General features: G+C 56.5%; 13 protein-coding genes. 4 read left to right on the forward strand and 9 right to left on the reverse strand.

Annotated elements, in window-relative coordinates:
- Nucleotides 1-34: 34 nt before the first annotated feature.
- From ACMGG1_RS20495 to hutH, 3 genes are read left to right on the forward strand one after another with little or no spacing between them, the layout of a single operon-like run.
- Nucleotides 35-880 (forward strand): ABC transporter permease, encoded by an 846-nt coding sequence (locus ACMGG1_RS20495; protein WP_048762945.1) that lies wholly within the window; start codon nucleotides 35-37, stop codon nucleotides 878-880.
- A gap of 5 nt (nucleotides 881-885) precedes the next feature.
- Entirely contained in the window at nucleotides 886-1,743 is an 858-nt protein-coding gene (locus ACMGG1_RS20500; RefSeq protein ID WP_128864993.1) for a quaternary amine ABC transporter ATP-binding protein, read from the forward strand.
- 10 nt (nucleotides 1,744-1,753) lie between these two features.
- On the forward strand, nucleotides 1,754-3,277 hold the full coding sequence (gene hutH, locus ACMGG1_RS20505; RefSeq protein WP_414161461.1) for a histidine ammonia-lyase: 1,524 nt from the start codon (nucleotides 1,754-1,756) through the stop codon (nucleotides 3,275-3,277).
- 35 nt (nucleotides 3,278-3,312) lie between these two features.
- Here the strand turns inward: hutH and ACMGG1_RS20510 are convergent, their stop codons facing one another.
- The 8 genes from ACMGG1_RS20510 to rlmD form a co-directional block, all read right to left on the reverse strand.
- Nucleotides 3,313-4,503 carry a methionine gamma-lyase gene (locus ACMGG1_RS20510; protein ID WP_400827671.1) on the reverse strand — a complete coding sequence of 397 codons (1,191 nt, stop codon included), beginning with the start codon at nucleotides 4,501-4,503 and terminating at the stop codon, nucleotides 3,313-3,315.
- A 46-nt stretch (nucleotides 4,504-4,549) separates the two neighbouring features.
- The gene (locus tag ACMGG1_RS20515; RefSeq protein WP_020825244.1) at nucleotides 4,550-4,921 is read right to left on the reverse strand and encodes a hypothetical protein; all 372 of its coding nucleotides are present in this window, start codon (nucleotides 4,919-4,921) and stop codon (nucleotides 4,550-4,552) included.
- 10 nt (nucleotides 4,922-4,931) lie between these two features.
- On the reverse strand, nucleotides 4,932-6,122 hold the full coding sequence (locus tag ACMGG1_RS20520) for an FAD/NAD(P)-binding oxidoreductase (RefSeq protein WP_414160983.1): 1,191 nt from the start codon (nucleotides 6,120-6,122) through the stop codon (nucleotides 4,932-4,934).
- Between the two features lie 297 nt (nucleotides 6,123-6,419).
- Entirely contained in the window at nucleotides 6,420-7,715 is a 1,296-nt protein-coding gene (gene eno, locus ACMGG1_RS20525; RefSeq protein WP_020825242.1) for a phosphopyruvate hydratase, read from the reverse strand.
- Between the two features lie 203 nt (nucleotides 7,716-7,918).
- Nucleotides 7,919-9,556, reverse strand: coding sequence for a glutamine hydrolyzing CTP synthase (pyrG, locus tag ACMGG1_RS20530; protein WP_020825241.1), 1,638 nt, complete (start codon nucleotides 9,554-9,556; stop codon nucleotides 7,919-7,921).
- A 375-nt stretch (nucleotides 9,557-9,931) separates the two neighbouring features.
- Nucleotides 9,932-10,726, reverse strand: coding sequence for a nucleoside triphosphate pyrophosphohydrolase (gene mazG / locus ACMGG1_RS20535; RefSeq protein ID WP_414160984.1), 795 nt, complete (start codon nucleotides 10,724-10,726; stop codon nucleotides 9,932-9,934).
- A 155-nt stretch (nucleotides 10,727-10,881) separates the two neighbouring features.
- On the reverse strand, nucleotides 10,882-13,113 hold the full coding sequence (gene relA / locus ACMGG1_RS20540; RefSeq protein ID WP_020825239.1) for a GTP diphosphokinase: 2,232 nt from the start codon (nucleotides 13,111-13,113) through the stop codon (nucleotides 10,882-10,884).
- A 9-nt stretch (nucleotides 13,114-13,122) separates the two neighbouring features.
- Nucleotides 13,123-14,472, reverse strand: a complete 1,350-nt coding sequence (gene rlmD / locus ACMGG1_RS20545) for a 23S rRNA (uracil(1939)-C(5))-methyltransferase RlmD (RefSeq protein ID WP_414160985.1) — start codon at nucleotides 14,470-14,472, stop codon at nucleotides 13,123-13,125.
- A 68-nt stretch (nucleotides 14,473-14,540) separates the two neighbouring features.
- On the opposite strand from rlmD, the gene barA reads away from it, so the two are divergent.
- Nucleotides 14,541-17,273, forward strand: a complete 2,733-nt coding sequence (gene barA / locus ACMGG1_RS20550; protein WP_115060073.1) for a two-component sensor histidine kinase BarA — start codon at nucleotides 14,541-14,543, stop codon at nucleotides 17,271-17,273.
- 59 nt (nucleotides 17,274-17,332) lie between these two features.
- Here the strand turns inward: barA and degP are convergent, their stop codons facing one another.
- Nucleotides 17,333-18,772 carry a serine endoprotease DegP gene (gene degP, locus ACMGG1_RS20555; protein WP_020825236.1) on the reverse strand — a complete coding sequence of 480 codons (1,440 nt, stop codon included), beginning with the start codon at nucleotides 18,770-18,772 and terminating at the stop codon, nucleotides 17,333-17,335.
- Nucleotides 18,773-18,895: the final 123 nt, after the last annotated feature.

Raw genomic sequence — 18,895 nt, forward strand, 5'->3', positions numbered from 1 at the left:
TCGGATAGGTTTCGGGCCAGACAGGGGAAAATTTATGTTTCCAGAACGCTTTACCTTTTCCATCGCCGATTGGATCAACCGCTGGGTCGACGTGTTGGTCACCAACTATGGCGATATGTTCCGCAAGATCTCCGACACCTTGCTGTGGGCGGTGATCCACCTCGAAAGCCTGCTGCGCGCCACCCCATGGTGGGTGATGCTGGCCGTGGTCGGGCTACTGGCCTGGCACGCCACCCGTCGTTGGCTGCCAACCCTGGTGATCGTCGGCCTGTTGCTGCTGGTCGGTACCGCCGGGATGTGGGACAAATTGATGCAAACCCTGGCGCTGGTGCTGGTCGCCACGCTGCTGGCGGTGATTATCGGCATTCCGCAAGGCATATTGGCGGCGCGTAGCGATCGCGTACGGGCGGTAATGATGCCGCTGATGGACGTGATGCAAACCATGCCGAGCTTCGTCTACCTGATCCCGGTATTGATGCTGTTCGGCCTGGGCAAGGTGCCGGCCATTCTGGCGACGGTGATCTATGCCACGCCACCGCTGATCCGCCTGACCGATTTGGGCATCCGCCAGGTGGACAAGGAAGTGATGGAGTCCGTCACCGCCTTTGGCGCCAACCGCTGGCAGAAGCTGTTCGGCGTCCAGTTGCCGCTGGCGCTGCCGAGCATCATGGCCGGTATCAACCAGACCACCATGATGTCGTTGTCGATGGTAGTGGTCGCGTCAATGATCGGCGCTCGTGGGCTGGGGGAAGACGTGTTGGTGGGCATTCAGACGCTGAACGTCGGGCTGGGACTGGAAGCCGGGCTGGCGATCGTCATTCTGGCCGTGGTCATTGATCGCATCACTCAGGCTTACGGCCACACCGCCGTTGCGAGGTAACCCCGATGAACAAAATAGAAATCAAAAACGTCTACAAGATCTTCGGCCATAAAACGGCGGCGGCGCTGGCACTGAGCCAACAAGGAAAAACCAAGCAGGAAGTGCAGGCCGCGACGGACTGCGTGATCGGCGTGCACGATCTGTCGATGTCGATCGAAGCCGGTGAGATCTTCGTGATCATGGGCCTGTCCGGATCGGGAAAATCCACCTTGGTACGCCACTTCAACCGTCTGATCGATCCCACCAGCGGCCAGATCCTGGTAGACGGTGAAGATATCCTGCGCTACGACGAAAAGCAGCTTGAGCACTTCCGTCGCCACAAGATCAGCATGGTGTTTCAGAGCTTTGGCCTGCTGCCGCACAAAACGGTGCTGGACAACGTGGGCTATGGCCTGAAAGTGCGGGGGGAGAATAAAGAGGTGTATCAGGAGCGTGCGCTGCACTGGATCAACACCGTAGGGCTGAAGGGCTATGAGAAATCCTATCCGCATCAACTCTCCGGCGGCATGCGCCAACGCGTCGGGCTGGCGCGTGCGCTGGCCACCGATACCGACATCATTTTGCTGGACGAAGCCTTCAGCGCACTGGATCCGTTGATTCGCGCCGAGATGCAGGATCAACTGCTGGCGCTGCAAAAAGAGCTGCACAAAACGCTGGTGTTTATCACCCACGATCTCGATGAGGCGGTTCGCATCGGCAACCGGATCGCGATCCTTAAGGACGGCAAACTGATCCAGGTCGGCACGCCGCAGGACATTCTTAACAACCCGGCCGACGAATACGTTAACCGCTTCGTGCAACGCCGTCTGGCGCTGGATGAAAATGTGCAAAAGCCCCGCCCGATGAGGGTGGCCCATGCTTGAGGAAACCCAAATGCACTATCCTTCGTCAGTAGAGATCGACCGCCAGCCGCTGCGCTGGCAGGACGTGGTGGCGGTGGCGCGCCATAGGGTGCCGCTCAGCCTGTCTGACGCGGCCTGGGCACGTATTGAGAACGCGCAGGCTATCGTTCAGCAAATCGTCACCAGTGAACAACGCGCCTACGGCGTCAATACCGGCCTGGGCGCGCTCTGTAACCAGGCGCTGCACGGCGAACAGTTGGCACAGCTATCGCGCAATACCCTGATGAGCCACGCCTGTGGGGTAGGTACACCGCTGAGCGACGAACAGACCCGCGCCATTATTTGCTGCGCTATCGTGAACTACAGCCACGGTAAATCCGGCATCCACCGGTCGGTGGTTGAGGCGCTGCTGGCGCTGCTTAACCACGGCGTCACGCCTCAGGTGCCGTCGCAGGGATCGGTCGGCTATCTGACCCATATGGCGCACGTCGGCGTTGCCCTGCTCGGGCTCGGCGAGGTCAGCTATCGCGGGCAAATCGTCCCCGCCGCTCAGGCGCTGGCGGAAGAAGGCATAGCGCTGCCACCGCTCGGGGCCAAAGATGGCCTGTGTCTGGTCAATGGTACGCCCTGCATGACTGGACTGAGCTGCCTGGCGCTGGCCGACGCCTGGCGACTGGCGCGTTGGGCAGACGTATTGGGTGCCATGAGCTTTGAAGCCCTGCGTGGACAAATTGCCGCCTTCGACGAGGAAATACTGGCGTTGAAACCGCATCCTGGCATGCAACGGGTGGGCGCCAATCTGCGGGCGCTACTGCACAGCAGCGAAGTGATTGCCGCCAGCAAAGGTATTCGCACTCAGGATGCGCTGAGCATCCGCTCGATTCCACAGGTGCACGGTGCCTGCCGCGATCAGATGGCTCATGCCGAACGACAGATTGAAACCGAGCTGAACGGCACCACCGATAACCCGCTGCTGCTTGGCACACCGGATAATTTCCGCGTCATGTCACAGGCCAATCCGCACGGCGAATCGGTCGCGATGGCCGCCGATGTGTTGGCGATCGCTATCGCCGAACTCGGCGGTATTGCGGAACGGCGCATCGATCGTCTGATTAACCCGCTGGTCAGCGGTTTGCCGCCATTTTTGGTCAGTGAGCCGGGCGTCAACTCCGGCATGATGATCGCTCAATACGTGGCGGCATCGCTGTGCGCAGAGAACCGTCAGCTGGCCCAGCCTTGCGTAGTGGATAATTATGTCACTTCGGCGCTGCAGGAAGATCACCTCAGTCTGGGAACCGGTGCGGCATTGCGGCTGCATAAGCTGTTGGCCAACGTTAACCAGATCCTGGCGATTGAATATCTGTTGGCGGCGCAGGCCTTCGAGTTTTTGCAACCGCAACGCGTCGGCGAAGGTACCAGGCGCGCCTGGCGACTGCTGCGTCAAAGGGTAGAACCTTACCATCAGGATCGCTGGCTGGCGCCCGACATTGCCAGCAGCGCCGCGCTGTTGCAGGACGAACAGGCGCTGGCGGAGATTGCCCCTGCACTTGGCTAACGCTTGCCCCTTCCCACTGGGCGGGGGCATCAAGGCTAGCTTTGCGCCAAGGCCTGGCGGATATCGGCCTGCAGGTCGCCAAGATCTTCCAGACCGGCGGACAAGCGTATCAGCCCGTCGCTGATATGGTGACGCTGCCGCTCTTCGGGACTGTAGGCCGAGTGGGTCATGCTGGCGGGATGCTGCGCCAGCGATTCGCAATCCCCCAGGCTGACCGCGCGCAAGATCAAACGCAGCGCATTGAGGAAGCGAATGCCCGCCGCCATACCGCCTTTGAGTTCAAACGCCAGCATGCCGCCTGGCCGCGCCATTTGCCGCTGCGCCAACTCATACTGGGGAAAATCCTCCAGCCCGGGATAATAGACACGTTCTACCGCCGAATGCTGAGCCAGCATTTCCGCCAAACGCTGGGCGTTGTCGCAATGGCGTTCCATACGCAACGGCAGGGTTTTCAGCCCGCGCAGCAGCAATGCGGCATCCTGGGCAGACAGCACCGCACCGTTCATGTCTTTCAGCCCAACTAAACGGATGTCCTGCGCCAAATCCTGGCGCGTCACCACCAGTCCGGCCAACAGATCGCCATGCCCCCCGATGTATTTGGTTGCGGAGTGCACCACTATATCAGCCCCCTGTTCCAGCGGCCGTTGCAGATACGGGGTGCAATAGGTGTTATCCACCAGTAACAGCGCCTGTTGGCGGTGAGCAATTTCGGCGACTGCGGTAATATCGACCAAACGCATATTCGGGTTGGCCGGCGTTTCGCAATACACCATACGGGTCCGGGGGCCGATCGCCGCCGCCAGACGCTCCGGGCGGGTCAGGTCGACGTGAGTTATTTTCACGCCGTAGCGCGCCAATCCGTGATGAAAGTAACTGAAGGTGCAGCCGTAAATCGTCTCGTCAACGATCAGCTCATCGCCCGGATTGAGCAGTGTCCAGCAGCAGGCGGTAATCGCGCCCATACCGGAGGAAAACGCCACCGCAGCTTCGCCCCCCTCCAGATTGGCTATCCGCTGTTCCAGCAGGTTGAGGGTCGGGTTGGCGATGCGTGAATAAAAATACCCCGGCTCAGTGCCTTCAAAGCAGGCACCGCCATATTCCGCCGTCGGGAACGTAAAGGTCGAGCTCATAAACACCGGGGGACAGAGCGCTCCCAGATACTGCTGGGGATCGTAACCGTGATGGATCGCGCGTGTTGCAAAGGCTTGCCTGAAGGTGGCAGACATGACAACTCCTTACCTGAGTGAGTGAAAACAATGATGCTTAGTTCGTTCAAACGTCCGTGGGCAGTGCGCTGCTGCGCATACGCTGGCCAACGATTTGCAAAGTACGCAGCACCAGCATCAAGCCCAGTAAGGTATCCGGCTGCCGCAACAAGGCGTACAGCGCACGAAAATTGACGGGTGAGGGATCCAACTGCAACTCGGTATGCGCCATTTTCAACGCCATTCCGCCCTCCCATCCCGCAGCCACCAGGCCTTCAAAGACGCCGGAGAGTTTTTCCACCAGCGCGTTATCGGCGATATCCACCAGGTCAGACAGCAGCGACAACAGATCGACCACGTTATCGAGCCGACCACCGGCCAGCAGCGGCTGTAGCTTCTCCAGCAAAGCCGCCAGGGGTTCATGTTCAGATGCGTTCATAGGCCCTCCGTTAAATCAGCCCGCGTACCGTCGCCCAGTAGAGTCCGCGATTAAAACCGTTGCGCAGCATGCCGCCGACTTTGGTTGAAGGCGTCGGCAGCACATCGTTGCGGTAGTCGTAAACCAGCGGCATCCCGGCTTGCAGCCCCATTTGAGCAATGGCCTGCACCTTGCCGTCGTAGTGGCTAACGGTCTGGCCCAGCCTCAGTTCCGCCACGATATTGTCGGCAATCACCGGCGCCTGATTGTGGCAGGAGCCACCGGCCTTGCTGACCGGCAAATCCACCGTATCGCCGATAACATAGACCCCTTGTTGGCCATAGACCTGCAGCGTCTGATGGTCGGTCGGCAACCAGCCTTCCCCTTTATGCCCCTCGCTCAGCCCCGTGTTCCGCACCGCCTCTACCGCACGAATTGGCGGAGTCGCCATCAAAATATCGAACGGCTGTTGCTCACCTTCGGCGGAAAAAGCGATTTTCTGCTGCTCATCCACCCGGCTGAGAGTAAACCCGCGCTGATGGCGAATATCCCGCGCGGCGAAAATACCGGGCAAGGCCTCTGCGGTTGGACGCTGTAAAAACAGGCAGTTACGCAGCAACTGCGAAACACTGGGGTAGGTATAAACAATTTCAACCGCTTTACGCACTCCGCGTCGACGCAGGTAATCATCGAGCATCAGGGTGGTTTCTATCGGGGCAATACCGCACTGGTGCGGCACATTGGGCGTTTCGGGGAAGGAGACGGTGATAAAAATTCGGCCTTTTTCGATGCTCGACAGCTTTTGTGCCAGCTGGCGGGCGGCCTGATATTGGTAAAAATGATCGCCTGCCCGCGCCAACCCTTCGATACGCTCCGGCCAGGGCACGCAGCCGGTGGCAAACACCAGAAAATCATACGGGTACTGTTTGCCACTGCGGGTATGGATCACTCGCTGAGTTAAATCAAAGCGCTCCGCTTTATCGACAATAAACTGAATTTCCGGACGCAGCAGGCTTTGCTGTGAGCGGGTTAATTCCTGTTTGAAAAAAGCGTTAAAGGCAACGTACATAAAAGCGGGTTTATAATAATGAATCGGAGAATCCGAAATCATCAATAACTCAACTTTATTATTCAATATTTCCCGATGTAATTTCGTGGCCAGTAAATTGGCCAATATGGTCCCTCCGGTACCCCCACCGACTATCACAATCCTGTTTCGCATCAAGCCCTCACCCAGCCGAGTCGCGGCTCGGCAATTTTTAGGGAAACGAATGGAGGCAGGAATACAGGCTTAATTCTTCTGCCTTACTGGCAGTCTAGTAACGAAAAAATATAAAGCAATAGAAAAGAGAATATATAAAATAGGAATTTTATTATTATAATTAATACATCAAGTTAAAAAACAGATAATACGATATTAGTTCAATAATAATAAATAACTCACTATCACTTATGTAAATAACCAGTGATAAAAAAACCCGCCGGAGCGGGTTTCATTTAGCAACGAACCAAACCGTTATTACTGACCTTTAACTTCTTTCAGGCCATTGAACGGAGCGCGTGCACCCAGCGCTTCTTCGATACGGATCAGTTGGTTGTATTTAGCAACGCGGTCAGAACGGCTCATAGAACCGGTTTTGATCTGGCCAGCCGCAGTACCCACAGCCAGGTCGGCGATGGTTGCGTCTTCGGTTTCACCTGAACGGTGAGAGATCACCGCGGTGTAGCCTGCGTCTTTCGCCATCTTGATAGCAGCCAGAGTTTCGGTCAGAGAACCGATCTGGTTGAATTTGATCAGGATGGAGTTAGCGATGCCTTTCTCAATGCCTTCTTTCAGGATCTTGGTGTTGGTAACGAACAGGTCGTCGCCCACCAGCTGGATTTTGTCACCCAGCACTTTGGTCTGGTATGCGAAACCATCCCAGTCAGATTCGTCCAGGCCGTCTTCGATAGACACGATTGGATATTGTTTGGTCAGCTCTTCCAGGAAGTGAGTGAACTCTTCGGAAGTGAAGGCTTTGTTGCCTTCGCCGGCCAGGACGTATTTACCGTCTTTGTAGAACTCGGAAGCCGCACAGTCCATCGCCAGGGTCACGTCTTTGCCCAGCTCGTAGCCTGCTGCTTTTACCGCTTCAGCGATAACAGCCAGCGCTTCGGCGTTGGAACCCAGGTTTGGTGCGTAGCCGCCTTCGTCACCTACAGCAGTGTTCAGGCCTTTGGCCTTCAGCACTTTCGCCAGGTGATGGAAAACTTCAGAACCGATGCGAACGGCTTCTTTCAGGGTTTTCGCGCCAACCGGCTGAATCATGAATTCCTGAATGTCGACGTTGTTGTCAGCGTGCTCGCCGCCGTTGATGATGTTCATCATAGGCAGTGGCATAGAGAATTTGCCTGGGGTGCCGTTCAGCTCAGCGATGTGCTCATACAGCGGCATACCTTTGGAAGCTGCAGCCGCTTTAGCCGCTGCCAGGGAAACCGCCAGAATGGCGTTAGCGCCGAACTGGGATTTGTTCTCAGTACCGTCCAGGTCGATCATGATCTTGTCGATGTTAGCCTGGTCTTTGGCATCTTTGCCCAATACTGCCTGAGCGATCGGGCCGTTTACTGCAGCAACGGCTTTCAGTACGCCTTTACCCAGGAAACGAGACTTGTCACCGTCACGCAGTTCCAGTGCTTCACGGGAACCGGTAGAAGCACCTGACGGCGCAGCAGCCAGACCTACGAAACCGCCTTCCAGATGCACTTCGGCTTCAACAGTCGGGTTACCGCGGGAGTCGATGATTTCACGACCGATGACTTTAACGATTTTGGACATTAGGTTTTCCTCAGTACAAGTTAAACTAAAACTCCAGACAAACAGCGCGCATACCCTTCATACTTGAGGCTACATCTGTGTTGGCTACGTTCATTCACCCGAATCACTGACTTATGTCAGCTCATCGGGACTCAGTCTCTTGCCGCCTTGATGTAACCCCAATTATTTGGGGTAAATATACTGCGCGCCGCCTACCAAATATTTTATTTCACCTGGCGCTTCTGATACTCACCAGCGGCCTTCACAAAGCCGGCGAACAACGGATGACCATCACGCGGCGTCGAAGTAAATTCCGGGTGGAACTGACAAGCTACAAACCACGGGTGATTCGGCAGTTCGATAATCTCAACCAGCTTGTTGTCTGCGGAACGGCCGGCAACCAACAGCCCGGCGGCTTCAATTTGCTTCAACAGCATGTTGTTAACTTCATAACGGTGACGATGACGTTCAACAATGGTCGGTTCGCCGTACATCTGACGTACCAGGCTATTGTCGGTCAGGTGACATTGCTGGCCACCGACTCGCATCGTGCCACCCAAATCGCTTTCTTCGGTACGGACTTCGACGTTGCCGTCTTCGTCACGCCATTCGGTGATCAATGCCACCACCGGGTACTTACAGTCTGGCACAAACTCGGTTGAGTTGGCGTTCTCCATACCCACAACGTTGCGGGCGAACTCCATCAGCGCCACCTGCATACCCAGGCAGATGCCCAGATAAGGGATGTTGTTTTCACGCGCATAACGCGCGGTCATCACCTTGCCTTCTACGCCACGGTAGCCGAAGCCGCCTGGGATCAGGATCGCATCCAGACCTTTCAGCACTTCTACGCCGCGGGTTTCAACATCCTGCGAGTCGATCAGCTTGATGTTCACGGTCAGACGATTTTTCAGGCCGCCGTGTTTCAGCGCTTCAATCACCGACTTATAAGCATCCGGCAGTTCGACATATTTGCCGACCATACCGATAGTCACTTCGCCGCCCGGATTGGCTTCTTCGTAAATAACCTGCTCCCACTCGGCCAGGTTGGCTTCCGGCGCGTTGAGGCTGAATCGTTTACAAATATAATCATCAAGCCCCTGAGATTTCAATAGGCCTGGGATTTTATAAATAGAATCAACGTCTTTCAGGGAGATAACGGCTTTTTCCGGCACGTTACAGAAAAGTGCGATTTTCGCGCGTTCGTTAGCAGGAACTGTGCGATCGGAACGGCAAATCAGCACATCTGGCTGAATACCGATGGAAAGCAGTTCTTTTACGGAATGCTGAGTAGGTTTGGTTTTCACTTCACCGGCAGCGGCCATGTACGGCACCAGAGTCAGGTGCATGTACAGGGTGTGCTCACGGCCCACTTCCACGGCCATCTGGCGGATGGCTTCCAGGAACGGCAGCGATTCGATATCGCCGACGGTACCGCCGATCTCAACCAACACCACGTCGTGGCCTTCGCCGCCTTCGAGGATGCGCTCTTTGATCGCGTTGGTGATGTGCGGGATGACCTGTACGGTTGCGCCCAGATAGTCGCCACGGCGTTCTTTACGCAGAACGTCGGAGTAAATGCGACCGGTGGTGAAGTTGTTGCGGCGCGACATTTTGGTGCGGATGTAGCGCTCGTAGTGACCCAAATCCAGATCGGTTTCTGCGCCGTCTTCGGTGACGAAAACTTCCCCATGCTGAATCGGGCTCATGGTGCCCGGATCCACGTTGATGTACGGGTCCAGTTTCATGATGGTAACGTTGAGGCCACGGGCTTCAAGAATAGCCGCCAGAGAGGCTGCGGCAATGCCTTTACCCAGAGAGGATACGACCCCGCCGGTCACAAAAATATAATTAGTTGTCATGCTGAACCTGAGAGTTTAGGTTTAAAGACGATGGAAGAACCAAGACGGGAAAGTAGTATACCCGAACCTCTCCAGACCTACAAACGATCGTTTTACTGTCCATCATCTCTGTCACCATCAGGGGTTCATCAGGGTTTACTCTATCGGCCTGCCAGGACCTGTCTTTTTAAAACAAGGAGTTAGCACAGAAAAATTTATTTTTCCGCCCTTTCGAGACAATAAAACGCCTTAGATTTCAGTTTGTTGGCGTTTTGCTGTCGGTAAGCCACGGTTCAGCAAACTATGACTCTGAGCTTAACCGTTTCAGCTTGGGTGAACCTTGTCGCCGATCAAGATTAAGCTACTGCGGCAATCCTAGGACACCCGAGCGGCAGATTAGTTTTCCTGGCGCTTAACCTGCTGCCACGCCTCTTCCATCTGCTCCAGCGTTGCTTCGCCCATCTGCAGCCCACGCCGTTGGATAATCTCTTCTACCTGACGGAAACGGCGCTCGAACTTGCGGTTGGCTGCCTGCAACGCATTTTCTGCCTTATGGCCAAGATGGCGCGATAAATTCACCGTGGCGAACAGCAGATCGCCGATTTCCTCTTCCAGTTTCTGTTCGTCGACTACCGCCTGCTGCGCTTCATGCATCACTTCGTCAATCTCTTCGTACACCTTGTCCAGCACCGGGCCCAACGTATGCCAGTCAAAACCGACCGAAGCGCAGCGTTTCTGAATCTTGTGCGCCTTCATCAGCGCCGGCAGCGCCTGAGGAATGTCATCCAGCGCAGAATGCAGCGCTTTCTCTGCACGCTCACCGGCCTTCAACTGCTCCCAGCGGGCCGCAACGGCCTCGGTGTCGGCAGCCTCGGCTTCCCCGAAAATGTGCGGATGACGGCGTTCCAGCTTATCGCTGATGGCGTTACACACCTCGTCGAAGTCAAACAGCCCCTGCTCCTGGCCCATCTGGGCGTAGAACACCACCTGGAACAGCAGGTCCCCCAGTTCGTCACGCAGATCGCCGTAGTCCTGACGTTCGATAGCGTCCAGTACCTCGTAGGTTTCTTCCAGCGTGTAAGAAGCGATGGTGGCGAAGGTTTGTTTGCGGTCCCATGGGCAACCGACCTGCGGATCGCGCAGCGTTTTCATGATGTTCAGCAAGCGGTGCAGTGGAGAAGATTGGGTCATAAGAAAGTCTCTGACAAAAGAATCGGCGCCGGTCATTAATGTAGCGGCGCAGCGTGCTGCGCCCGGGTCAATCGGGGCGAATAGGTTCGCCCCCTACGATAACTGAAGCCACGGAGCCTGGCCAACAATGATGTGGCCCGAAAGACGCAGCTGATTTAGCTGCCGTGCAGGCGTTTGGCGTCTATCACGTCCGGCAGTTGATTGAGCTTGGCTAACACCCGGCCCAGTACCTGTTGGTTGTAGATTTCAATGTCCATATCGATGGTTGCCAGCTGTTTTTTGGTGTCGCTGCGGCTGGCGACGCCCAGCACGTTGACCTTTTCGTTGGCCAAAATGGTGGTGATGTCACGCAACAGGCCGCTGCGATCGTTGGCCATCACGCGCACCACCAGCGAGTAACCGCTGGAATAGCTTTCGCCCCACACCGCATCCACGATACGTTCCGGCGCGTGCGATTGCAGATCCACCAGTTGGTCACAGTCCGCACGGTGAATGGAGATGCCGCGCCCCTGGGTGATAAAACCGATAATATCGTCGCCCGGGATCGGCTGGCAGCAACGGGCAATGTGGTGCATCAGGTTGCCTACCCCTTCCACCACCACCCGGCCGTTGTCCTTGCTGCGGGTTGCCGGCGGCGCTTTCTGCTGCACCAACTGCCGCAGCGCTTCGCGATCCTGCTCTTCGGCGCTCGGTTTGTTGAACTTGCCCTGCAGGAAATTCACCATCTGATTCAGGCGAATATCACCGCCGCCAATCGCCGCCAGTATTTCATCCAGCGAATTCATGTTGTAACGCGGGATCAGCAGCTTCTCGGCCTCTTTCAGGCTGATACCGAGGTGTTCCAGCTCGCTGTCCAGCATCTGGCGACCGGCAAGGATATTTTTATCGCGATCCTGCTTACGGAACCAGTTGTGGATCTTGGAGCGTCCACGGCTGGTGGTGATATAACCGAGGTTCGGGTTCAGCCAGTCGCGGCTTGGGTTCGGCTGCTTCTGGGTGATGATTTCAATCTGGTCTCCCATCCGCAGCTGATAGGTAAAGGGCACGATGCGGCCGCCAATTTTGGCACCGATGCAACGGTGGCCGACGTCGCTGTGAATATGGTAAGCGAAGTCGAGCGGCGTAGAGCCGGCTGGCAGATCCACCACGTCGCCTTTCGGGGTGAATACATAAACCCGATCGTCGAACACCTGGCTGCGAACCTCGTCGAGCATCTCGCCGGAGTCCGCCATCTCTTCCTGCCAGGCGATCAGTTTGCGCAGCCAGGCGATACGTTCCTCGTAGCCTGAGCGAACCGTCGCAACCGCACCCTCTTTGTATTTCCAGTGCGCGGCGACACCCAGTTCTGCATCTTCATGCATCTGCCGGGTGCGGATCTGAATTTCCAGCGTTTTCCCGCGCGGACCCAGTACTACGGTGTGGATCGACTGATAACCGTTGGGTTTCGGGTTGGCGACGTAGTCGTCGAACTCATCCGGCAGATGGCGGAAGTGGGTATGCACAATCCCCAGCGCGGCATAGCAGTCCTGCAAGCGTTCGACCACCACGCGTACCGCGCGCACGTCAAACAGCTCGTCAAACGCCAACGCCTTCTTCTGCATCTTGCGCCAGATGCTGTAAATGTGTTTTGGACGGCCGTAGATGTCCGCCTTGACGCCTTCATCGACCATCGCATTACGCAGCGAGGCGACGAAATCGTCAATAAACTGTTCGCGATCGATGCGGCGTTCGTGCAGCAGCTTGGCGATGCGTTTGTACTCGTCCGGATGCAGGTAGCGGAAGCAGAAATCTTCCAGTTCCCATTTGAGCTGCCCGATACCCAGACGGTTAGCCAGCGGCGCATAGATATTCGAACACTCTTTTGCCGCCAGCACGCGCTCGTCTTCCGGCGCATCTTTCACTTCGCGCAGGTGAGCGATACGCTCCGCCAGCTTGATGACCACGCAGCGGAAATCCTCCACCATCGCCAACAGCATGCGGCGCACGTTGTCGACCTGTTCGGAGGCCATCGAATCGTTTTGAGTGGCTTTCAGTTGGCGGATGGCGTCCATATCGCGTACGCCATGCACCAGATAGGTGATGCCCTTGCCGAACTCTTCGGTCAGGGTTTCTTCCTGCACGATGCCGGCGTCCACCAGCGGGAACAGCAGCGCGGCGCGCATGCTGTCGTTATCCATGCTCAGAGTAGAGAGGATCTCGACCATTTCCAGCCCGCGCCACAGCAACAGCGGCGCATTAGGATGGTTCTGGGTCTGCTGCTCACAGTAACGCCAGGTTGCGGCTAATCGCTCACATGACTGCGGGTTAGGTAGCCCCAAGCTGGCAATCCACTCGTCGAGAGCAAATTCACCAGCCGTGTTCAGATGTGCACTTCTTACCGCAACCATACCCTCTCCCTACTTTGCAGCGACCTCTGGCGCAGAACCGTTAATAAACAGCGCCATTGACTCAAGATGCCCCGTATGCGGAAACATATCCAACATCCGCACACGTGCAAGACGATAACCGGCGCTCAGCAGCACTTTGCTGTCGCGTGCCAGCGTGGTCGGGTTACAGGAAACATAAACCACCCGCTCTGGCGCCAGTTTAACAATATGTGACATCACTCCGGCCGCGCCCGCACGGGCAGGGTCCAGCATCACTTTATCAAATCCTTGTGCTGCCCAAGGTTGTTGCTCAACGTCTTCTTCCAGATTTTCATGGAAGAAGCTGGCGTTATTCAGCCTATTCTTATGTGCATTATATTGCCCATTCGCTACCAGTGTGGCAACACCTTCTATGCCTACCACCGCAGCGGCGCGTCGCGCCAACGGCAGGGTAAAATTGCCCATGCCGCAGAACAGATCCAATACCCGATCATTGGGTTGAATACTGAGCCATTCAAGGGCCTGGGCCACCATTTGCTGATTTACGTGGTCATTTACCTGAATAAAGTCACGCGGGCTGAAGTCTAAGCGTAGCCCGTCGACCTGATAATACGGCGTTTCACCGCACAGTTTTTCGAGGCTATCGCTGTCCGGCGCCAAATAAATGGTTACGTTTTTTGTCCGCGCAAAAGCCTGCAAGGCCTGGCGGTCATCCTCTTTCAAGGCGTCGAGATGGCGCAGAACCAGTACCGGGCCGTTATCTGCCAGCACCAGTTCGACATGCCCGAGTCGTCTGGCGACCTGCAATGCGCTCAGACAAGATCGCAACGGCGTCAGTAATTGTTCCAGTTCAGGATGCAGCACCGGGCACCGCGTCACCGGCACCAGATCGCTGGACGCCGCCTGGCGAAAGCCCATTGCCAGACGCTGCTGTTTGGGCTGCCACAACAGCCCGAGACGGGCGCGACGGCGATAGCCGTATTGTGGACCGGCGATCACCGGCTCCTGCAGCGGCGTAACGCCGGTTTCGCGAGCGATCATTCGCACCAGGGCCGCCGCCTTGCTCTGCTGCTGCAGGCTTTCATCCGCGTGTTGCTGCTGGCAACCGCCGCACACGCCAAAGTGTGGGCAGCGCGGTTCGACACGTTGCGGGCTGCGGCTGAGCAGGCGCTTTAACCTGCCTTTGGCAAACTTGTTTTTTTCTTCCGTGAGTTGGACTTCCGCCTGCTCGCCCGGTAATACCCCCGGGACGAAAATCGCTTTGCCGTTGTGGTGCGCCACGCCCTGACCAAAGGGATCGAGGTTGTCTACCGTCAGTGTTAGCACGGGAGAATTTTGCCGGGTCGTCACGCGACGTTTCGGAGAGTAGAATTGCGCCATATTTGTCGATTGAGTGCTGGTTCATTTAAAGTAGAGATTGTCCGGCAATTCTCCCACATTGGAAACCCATGACCAAATACAGCCTGCGGGCGCGCATGATGATCCTGATTCTGGCCCCAACGCTGTTGATTGGTCTGTTGCTCAGCACTTTCTTCGTAGTGCATCGCTACAATGAATTGCAAGAACAACTGGTTGACGCCGGCGCCAGCATTATCGAACCGTTGGCAGTAGCCAGCGAGTACGGCATGACGTTCCGCAGCCGCGAGTCGGTCAGGCAGTTGGTCAGTCTGTTACACCGCCGTCATTCAGATATTGTGCGTTCAATTACGGTATTTGATGCGCAGAATAATCTGTTTGTCACCTCCAATTACCATCACAATTTTACCCAATTGCAGTTGCCGAAGGGGGTTCCGATCCCCACGGATCTGATGCTGACCCGGCGCGGTGACTCGTTGATCCTGCGCACCCCGATCCTGTCAGAGAGCCAGTACCCGGACCAGGCTGCCAGCAGCGATCTCCAGCAGGACAACCGCCTGGGTTATGTGGCGATCGAGCTGGATCTGCAGTCGGTTCGCCTGCAGCAATACAAAGAGGTCTTCGTTTCCACCCTGCTGCTGTTGTTGTGCATGTGTATCGCCATTCTGTTCGCTTACCGTCTGATGCGCGACGTCACCGGCCCGATCCGCAATATGGTCAATACCGTCGATCGCATCCGCCGCGGTCAGCTCGACAGCCGTGTCGAAGGCTTTATGCTGGGCGAACTGCATATGCTGAAGAACGGCATCAACTCAATGGCGATGTCGCTCACGGCCTACCATGAAGAGATGCAGCAGAACATCGATCAGGCGACCTCCGACCTGCGCGAAACCCTGGAGCAAATGGAGATCCAGAACGTCGAGCTGGATCTGGCGAAAAAACGCGCCCAGGAAGCGGCCCGCATCAAATCCGAATTCCTGGCGAACATGTCGCACGAGCTGCGTACTCCGCTCAACGGCGTGATAGGCTTTACCCGCCAGATGCTGAAAACAGAAATGAGCGTCACCCAAACCGACTACCTGCAAACCATCGAGCGCTCGGCCAACAACTTGCTGACCATCATTAACGACGTGCTGGACTTCTCCAAACTGGAGGCCGGCAAGCTGGTGCTGGAACATATTCCGTTCTCACTGCGTGAAACCCTCGACGAGGTCATTGTGCTGTTGGCACCGAGCGCCCACGAAAAAGGGCTGGAGCTGACGCTGGACGTGCACAACGACGTTCCAGAGCAGGTGATCGGCGATTCGCTGCGGTTACAGCAGATCATTACCAACCTGCTGGGCAACGCGATCAAGTTTACCGAAACCGGCAACATCGATATCCGTGTCGAACTGCGCGGCCTGCAAGACCGCCAGATTGAGCTGGAAGTACAAATCCACGACACCGGCATCGGCATCTCCGAACGACAACAGTCACAGCTGTTCCAGGCGTTCCGTCAGGCGGACGCCAGTATTTCACGCCGTCACGGCGGCACCGGCCTGGGGCTGGTGATCACCCAGAAGCTGGTGAAAGAAATGGGCGGCGATATCTGCTTCCACAGCCAGTTGAATCGCGGCTCGACCTTCTGGTTCCACATCACGCTCGATCTGCACGAAGGCATGCTGTCGCTGCCGCCAAGCCTGCCGGATCTGCAAGGCAAGACGTTGGGGTATATCGAAGCCAACCCGATGGCAGCGCAGGCGACGCTCAATATGCTGAACGTCACCCAACTGGTGATTACCCATTCACCTACGCTGGCCCAACTGCCGAAGAAACATTACGATTTCCTGCTGGTGGGCGTGCCAATCCCCTTCCGCGACAATATGGCCCAGCACGAAAGCAAGCTGCTGGCGGCTTTGAAAGTCGCCGACCGGGTGATTCTGGCGCTGCCTTGCCAGTCGCAAATCAACGCCGAAATGCTTAAACAACAGGGCGCCGCCGGTTGCCTGATCAAGCCAATCACCAGTAATCGCCTGTTCCCGCTGCTGCGCATGGAAACGCCGCCGCGCATCACTGCGCTGCCGGAACGTAAACGCCTGCCGCTAACGGTGATGGCGGTTGACGATAATCCGGCCAACCTGAAACTGATCGGCACCCTGCTGGCCGAACAGGTGGAAAAGACCCTGCTGTGTGAAAGCGGGGAAGAAGCGCTGCTGCTGGCGCGCGATAACGTGCTGGATTTGATCCTAATGGATATCCAGATGCCCAACATTGACGGTATTCGAACCAGCGAGCTGATCCGCCAACTGCCGCACCACAATTCAACGCCGATCGTCGCCGTCACCGCCCATGCGGTCAGCGGCGAACGCGAACATTTGCTGCAGGCCGGCATGGATGACTATCTGGCCAAACCGATTGACGAAGCCATGCTGACCCGCGTGTTGGCCCGCTATCACAGCGGCGAACCCGACCCGGTAACGCCGGCACCCGTTCCCGTTAATGAACCGCCGTTGTCGCTCGACTGGGCCCTGGCGCTGCGTCAGGCGGCCAACAAGCCCGATCTGGCCCGTGACCTTTTGCAGATGCTGCTCGACTTCCTGCCACAGGTTAGCGAACGCGTGCAAGCGATGCTCGACGGCACGCCGGACGCCGACATTCTGGATTTGATCCACAAACTGCACGGCAGTTGCAGCTACAGCGGCGTACCGCGACTGAAACAGCTGTGTTTCTACATTGAACAGCAGTTGCGTCGGGGGGTAAGCAGCAATGATTTGGAGCCGGAATGGCTGGAGCTGCTGGATGAGATTGAGCTGGTCTGCCAGGCCGCGCGCGCTCATTTGGCCTGAAGTAACAGGCAATAAAAAGGCACGCCGTAGCGTGCCTTTTTGGTAAAAACCTGGGGTCATTACTGCATCAACAGGTACAGGCTGGTGTCACCACGCAGGATATTCAGCGCCAGCACCGAAGGTTTGCTGTCGAGGATCTTGCGCAGTTCACCCAGGTTCTGGATTGGCTGTTGGTTAACGCCCAGGATCACGTCACCTTTTTTCAGCCCAATACGGGCGGCAGCGCTGCCGGCTTTAACGCTATCTACCTTCACGCCTTTCTGGTTGCCGACCTGGCCATTGCTCAGTTCGGCACCTTCAATACCGGTGTAAATATTGCCGGACTCAACCTGAGTCTGGGCGCTTTGTTCCAGCGTAACGTCCACGGTAACAGGCTTGCCGTCGCGCAGAATGCCCAGCGACATTTTGCTGCCTACCGGCAGAGTGCCGATCTCCGCGCGGAACGACGCAAAGCTGGAAATCGCTTTACCGTTCATGGTGACAATCACGTCACCGGCCTTGATACCCGCTTTGGCGGCAGAAGACTTCGGCATCACCTGGCTGACGAATGCCCCGCGCTGCGCGTCCACTTTCATCGCTTTCGCCAGTTCAGAGTTCAGTTCGGTACCCATAATGCCCAATTCACCGCGTTTGACCTGACCGTACTCGACCATTTGCGCGGTCAGGTTTTTCACCATGTTGCTCGGGATAGCGAAACCGATACCGATGTTGCCGCCGTCCGGCGCCAGGATCGCGGTGTTAATGCCGATCAGCTCGCCGTTAAGGTTCACCAAGGCGCCACCCGAGTTACCGCGGTTAATCGCCGCATCGGTCTGGATAAAGTTCTCGTAGTTTTCGATATTCAACCCACTGCGGCCCAGTGCAGAAACGATACCGGAAGTGGCTGTTTCACCCAGTCCATAGGGGTTGCCGATCGCCACGGTGTAATCACCGACTCGCAGTTGCTCGGAGTCCGCCATCTTGATCGCCGTCAGGTTCTTGAAGTCTTTCAGTTGGATCAACGCAATATCGGAACGCGGATCCTTGCCGATCACCTTGGCGTCAAATTTGCGACCGTCGCTCAGTTGAACCTGGATTTTGTTGGCGTTATCCACCACGTGGTTGTTGGTGACGACGTAGCCCTTGGCCGCGTCAATCACTACCCCGGCGCCCAGCGCCTGGAATTTTTGCTGTGTGCCCTGATCAGGCGCCCCCGGTTCAGCGCCAGCGCCGCCCTGGCACATCGGCGAGCCCTGGAATGGCGAACCGTCCTGGCAGAACGGTGAATCCTCACCAAAGAACTGTTGGAACTGCTGCGGCATTTTCGGCGTATTGACCGTGGTGCTGCCTTCAACATTAATGCTCACCACGGAAGGCATCACTTTTTCCAGCATCGGTGCCAGGCTTGGCAATTGCTGGGTGCTGGAAGACGCGGTTTCTGCGGCGACGGCCGTCATCGGGCCCATCGCCATACCAATACTGAATGCCAATGCGCTCAGAACTAATGCGGTTTTTTTCATCTGTGTGTCTCTTCTAAAGTCGATCAGAAAGTATTAGGGTCTTTGTGCATAGTGAGAGCCTATTAATAACCCGAAGTTCCGGCGCAGATTATTGGTAATAGTAAACAAATATTGTCCGTCTTT

The organism is Serratia sp. BNK-12, from assembly GCF_047456085.1.
Taxonomy (GTDB): Bacteria; Pseudomonadota; Gammaproteobacteria; order Enterobacterales; family Enterobacteriaceae; genus Serratia; species Serratia liquefaciens.

What these genes read in the sequence shown, in the direction of transcription:
- ACMGG1_RS20495 (WP_048762945.1), top strand. Translation starts at nt 35, where the DNA reads ATGTTTCCAGAACGCTTTACCTTTTCCATCGCCGATTGGATCAACCGC.
- ACMGG1_RS20500 (WP_128864993.1), top strand. Translation starts at nt 886, where the DNA reads ATGAACAAAATAGAAATCAAAAACGTCTACAAGATCTTCGGCCATAAA.
- hutH (WP_414161461.1), top strand. Translation starts at nt 1,754, where the DNA reads ATGCACTATCCTTCGTCAGTAGAGATCGACCGCCAGCCGCTGCGCTGG.
- ACMGG1_RS20510 (WP_400827671.1), bottom strand. Translation starts at nt 4,503, where the DNA reads ATGTCTGCCACCTTCAGGCAAGCCTTTGCAACACGCGCGATCCATCAC.
- ACMGG1_RS20515 (WP_020825244.1), bottom strand. Translation starts at nt 4,921, where the DNA reads ATGAACGCATCTGAACATGAACCCCTGGCGGCTTTGCTGGAGAAGCTA.
- ACMGG1_RS20520 (WP_414160983.1), bottom strand. Translation starts at nt 6,122, where the DNA reads ATGCGAAACAGGATTGTGATAGTCGGTGGGGGTACCGGAGGGACCATA.
- eno (WP_020825242.1), bottom strand. Translation starts at nt 7,715, where the DNA reads ATGTCCAAAATCGTTAAAGTCATCGGTCGTGAAATCATCGACTCCCGC.
- pyrG (WP_020825241.1), bottom strand. Translation starts at nt 9,556, where the DNA reads ATGACAACTAATTATATTTTTGTGACCGGCGGGGTCGTATCCTCTCTG.
- mazG (WP_414160984.1), bottom strand. Translation starts at nt 10,726, where the DNA reads ATGACCCAATCTTCTCCACTGCACCGCTTGCTGAACATCATGAAAACG.
- relA (WP_020825239.1), bottom strand. Translation starts at nt 13,113, where the DNA reads ATGGTTGCGGTAAGAAGTGCACATCTGAACACGGCTGGTGAATTTGCT.
- rlmD (WP_414160985.1), bottom strand. Translation starts at nt 14,472, where the DNA reads ATGGCGCAATTCTACTCTCCGAAACGTCGCGTGACGACCCGGCAAAAT.
- barA (WP_115060073.1), top strand. Translation starts at nt 14,541, where the DNA reads ATGACCAAATACAGCCTGCGGGCGCGCATGATGATCCTGATTCTGGCC.
- degP (WP_020825236.1), bottom strand. Translation starts at nt 18,772, where the DNA reads ATGAAAAAAACCGCATTAGTTCTGAGCGCATTGGCATTCAGTATTGGT.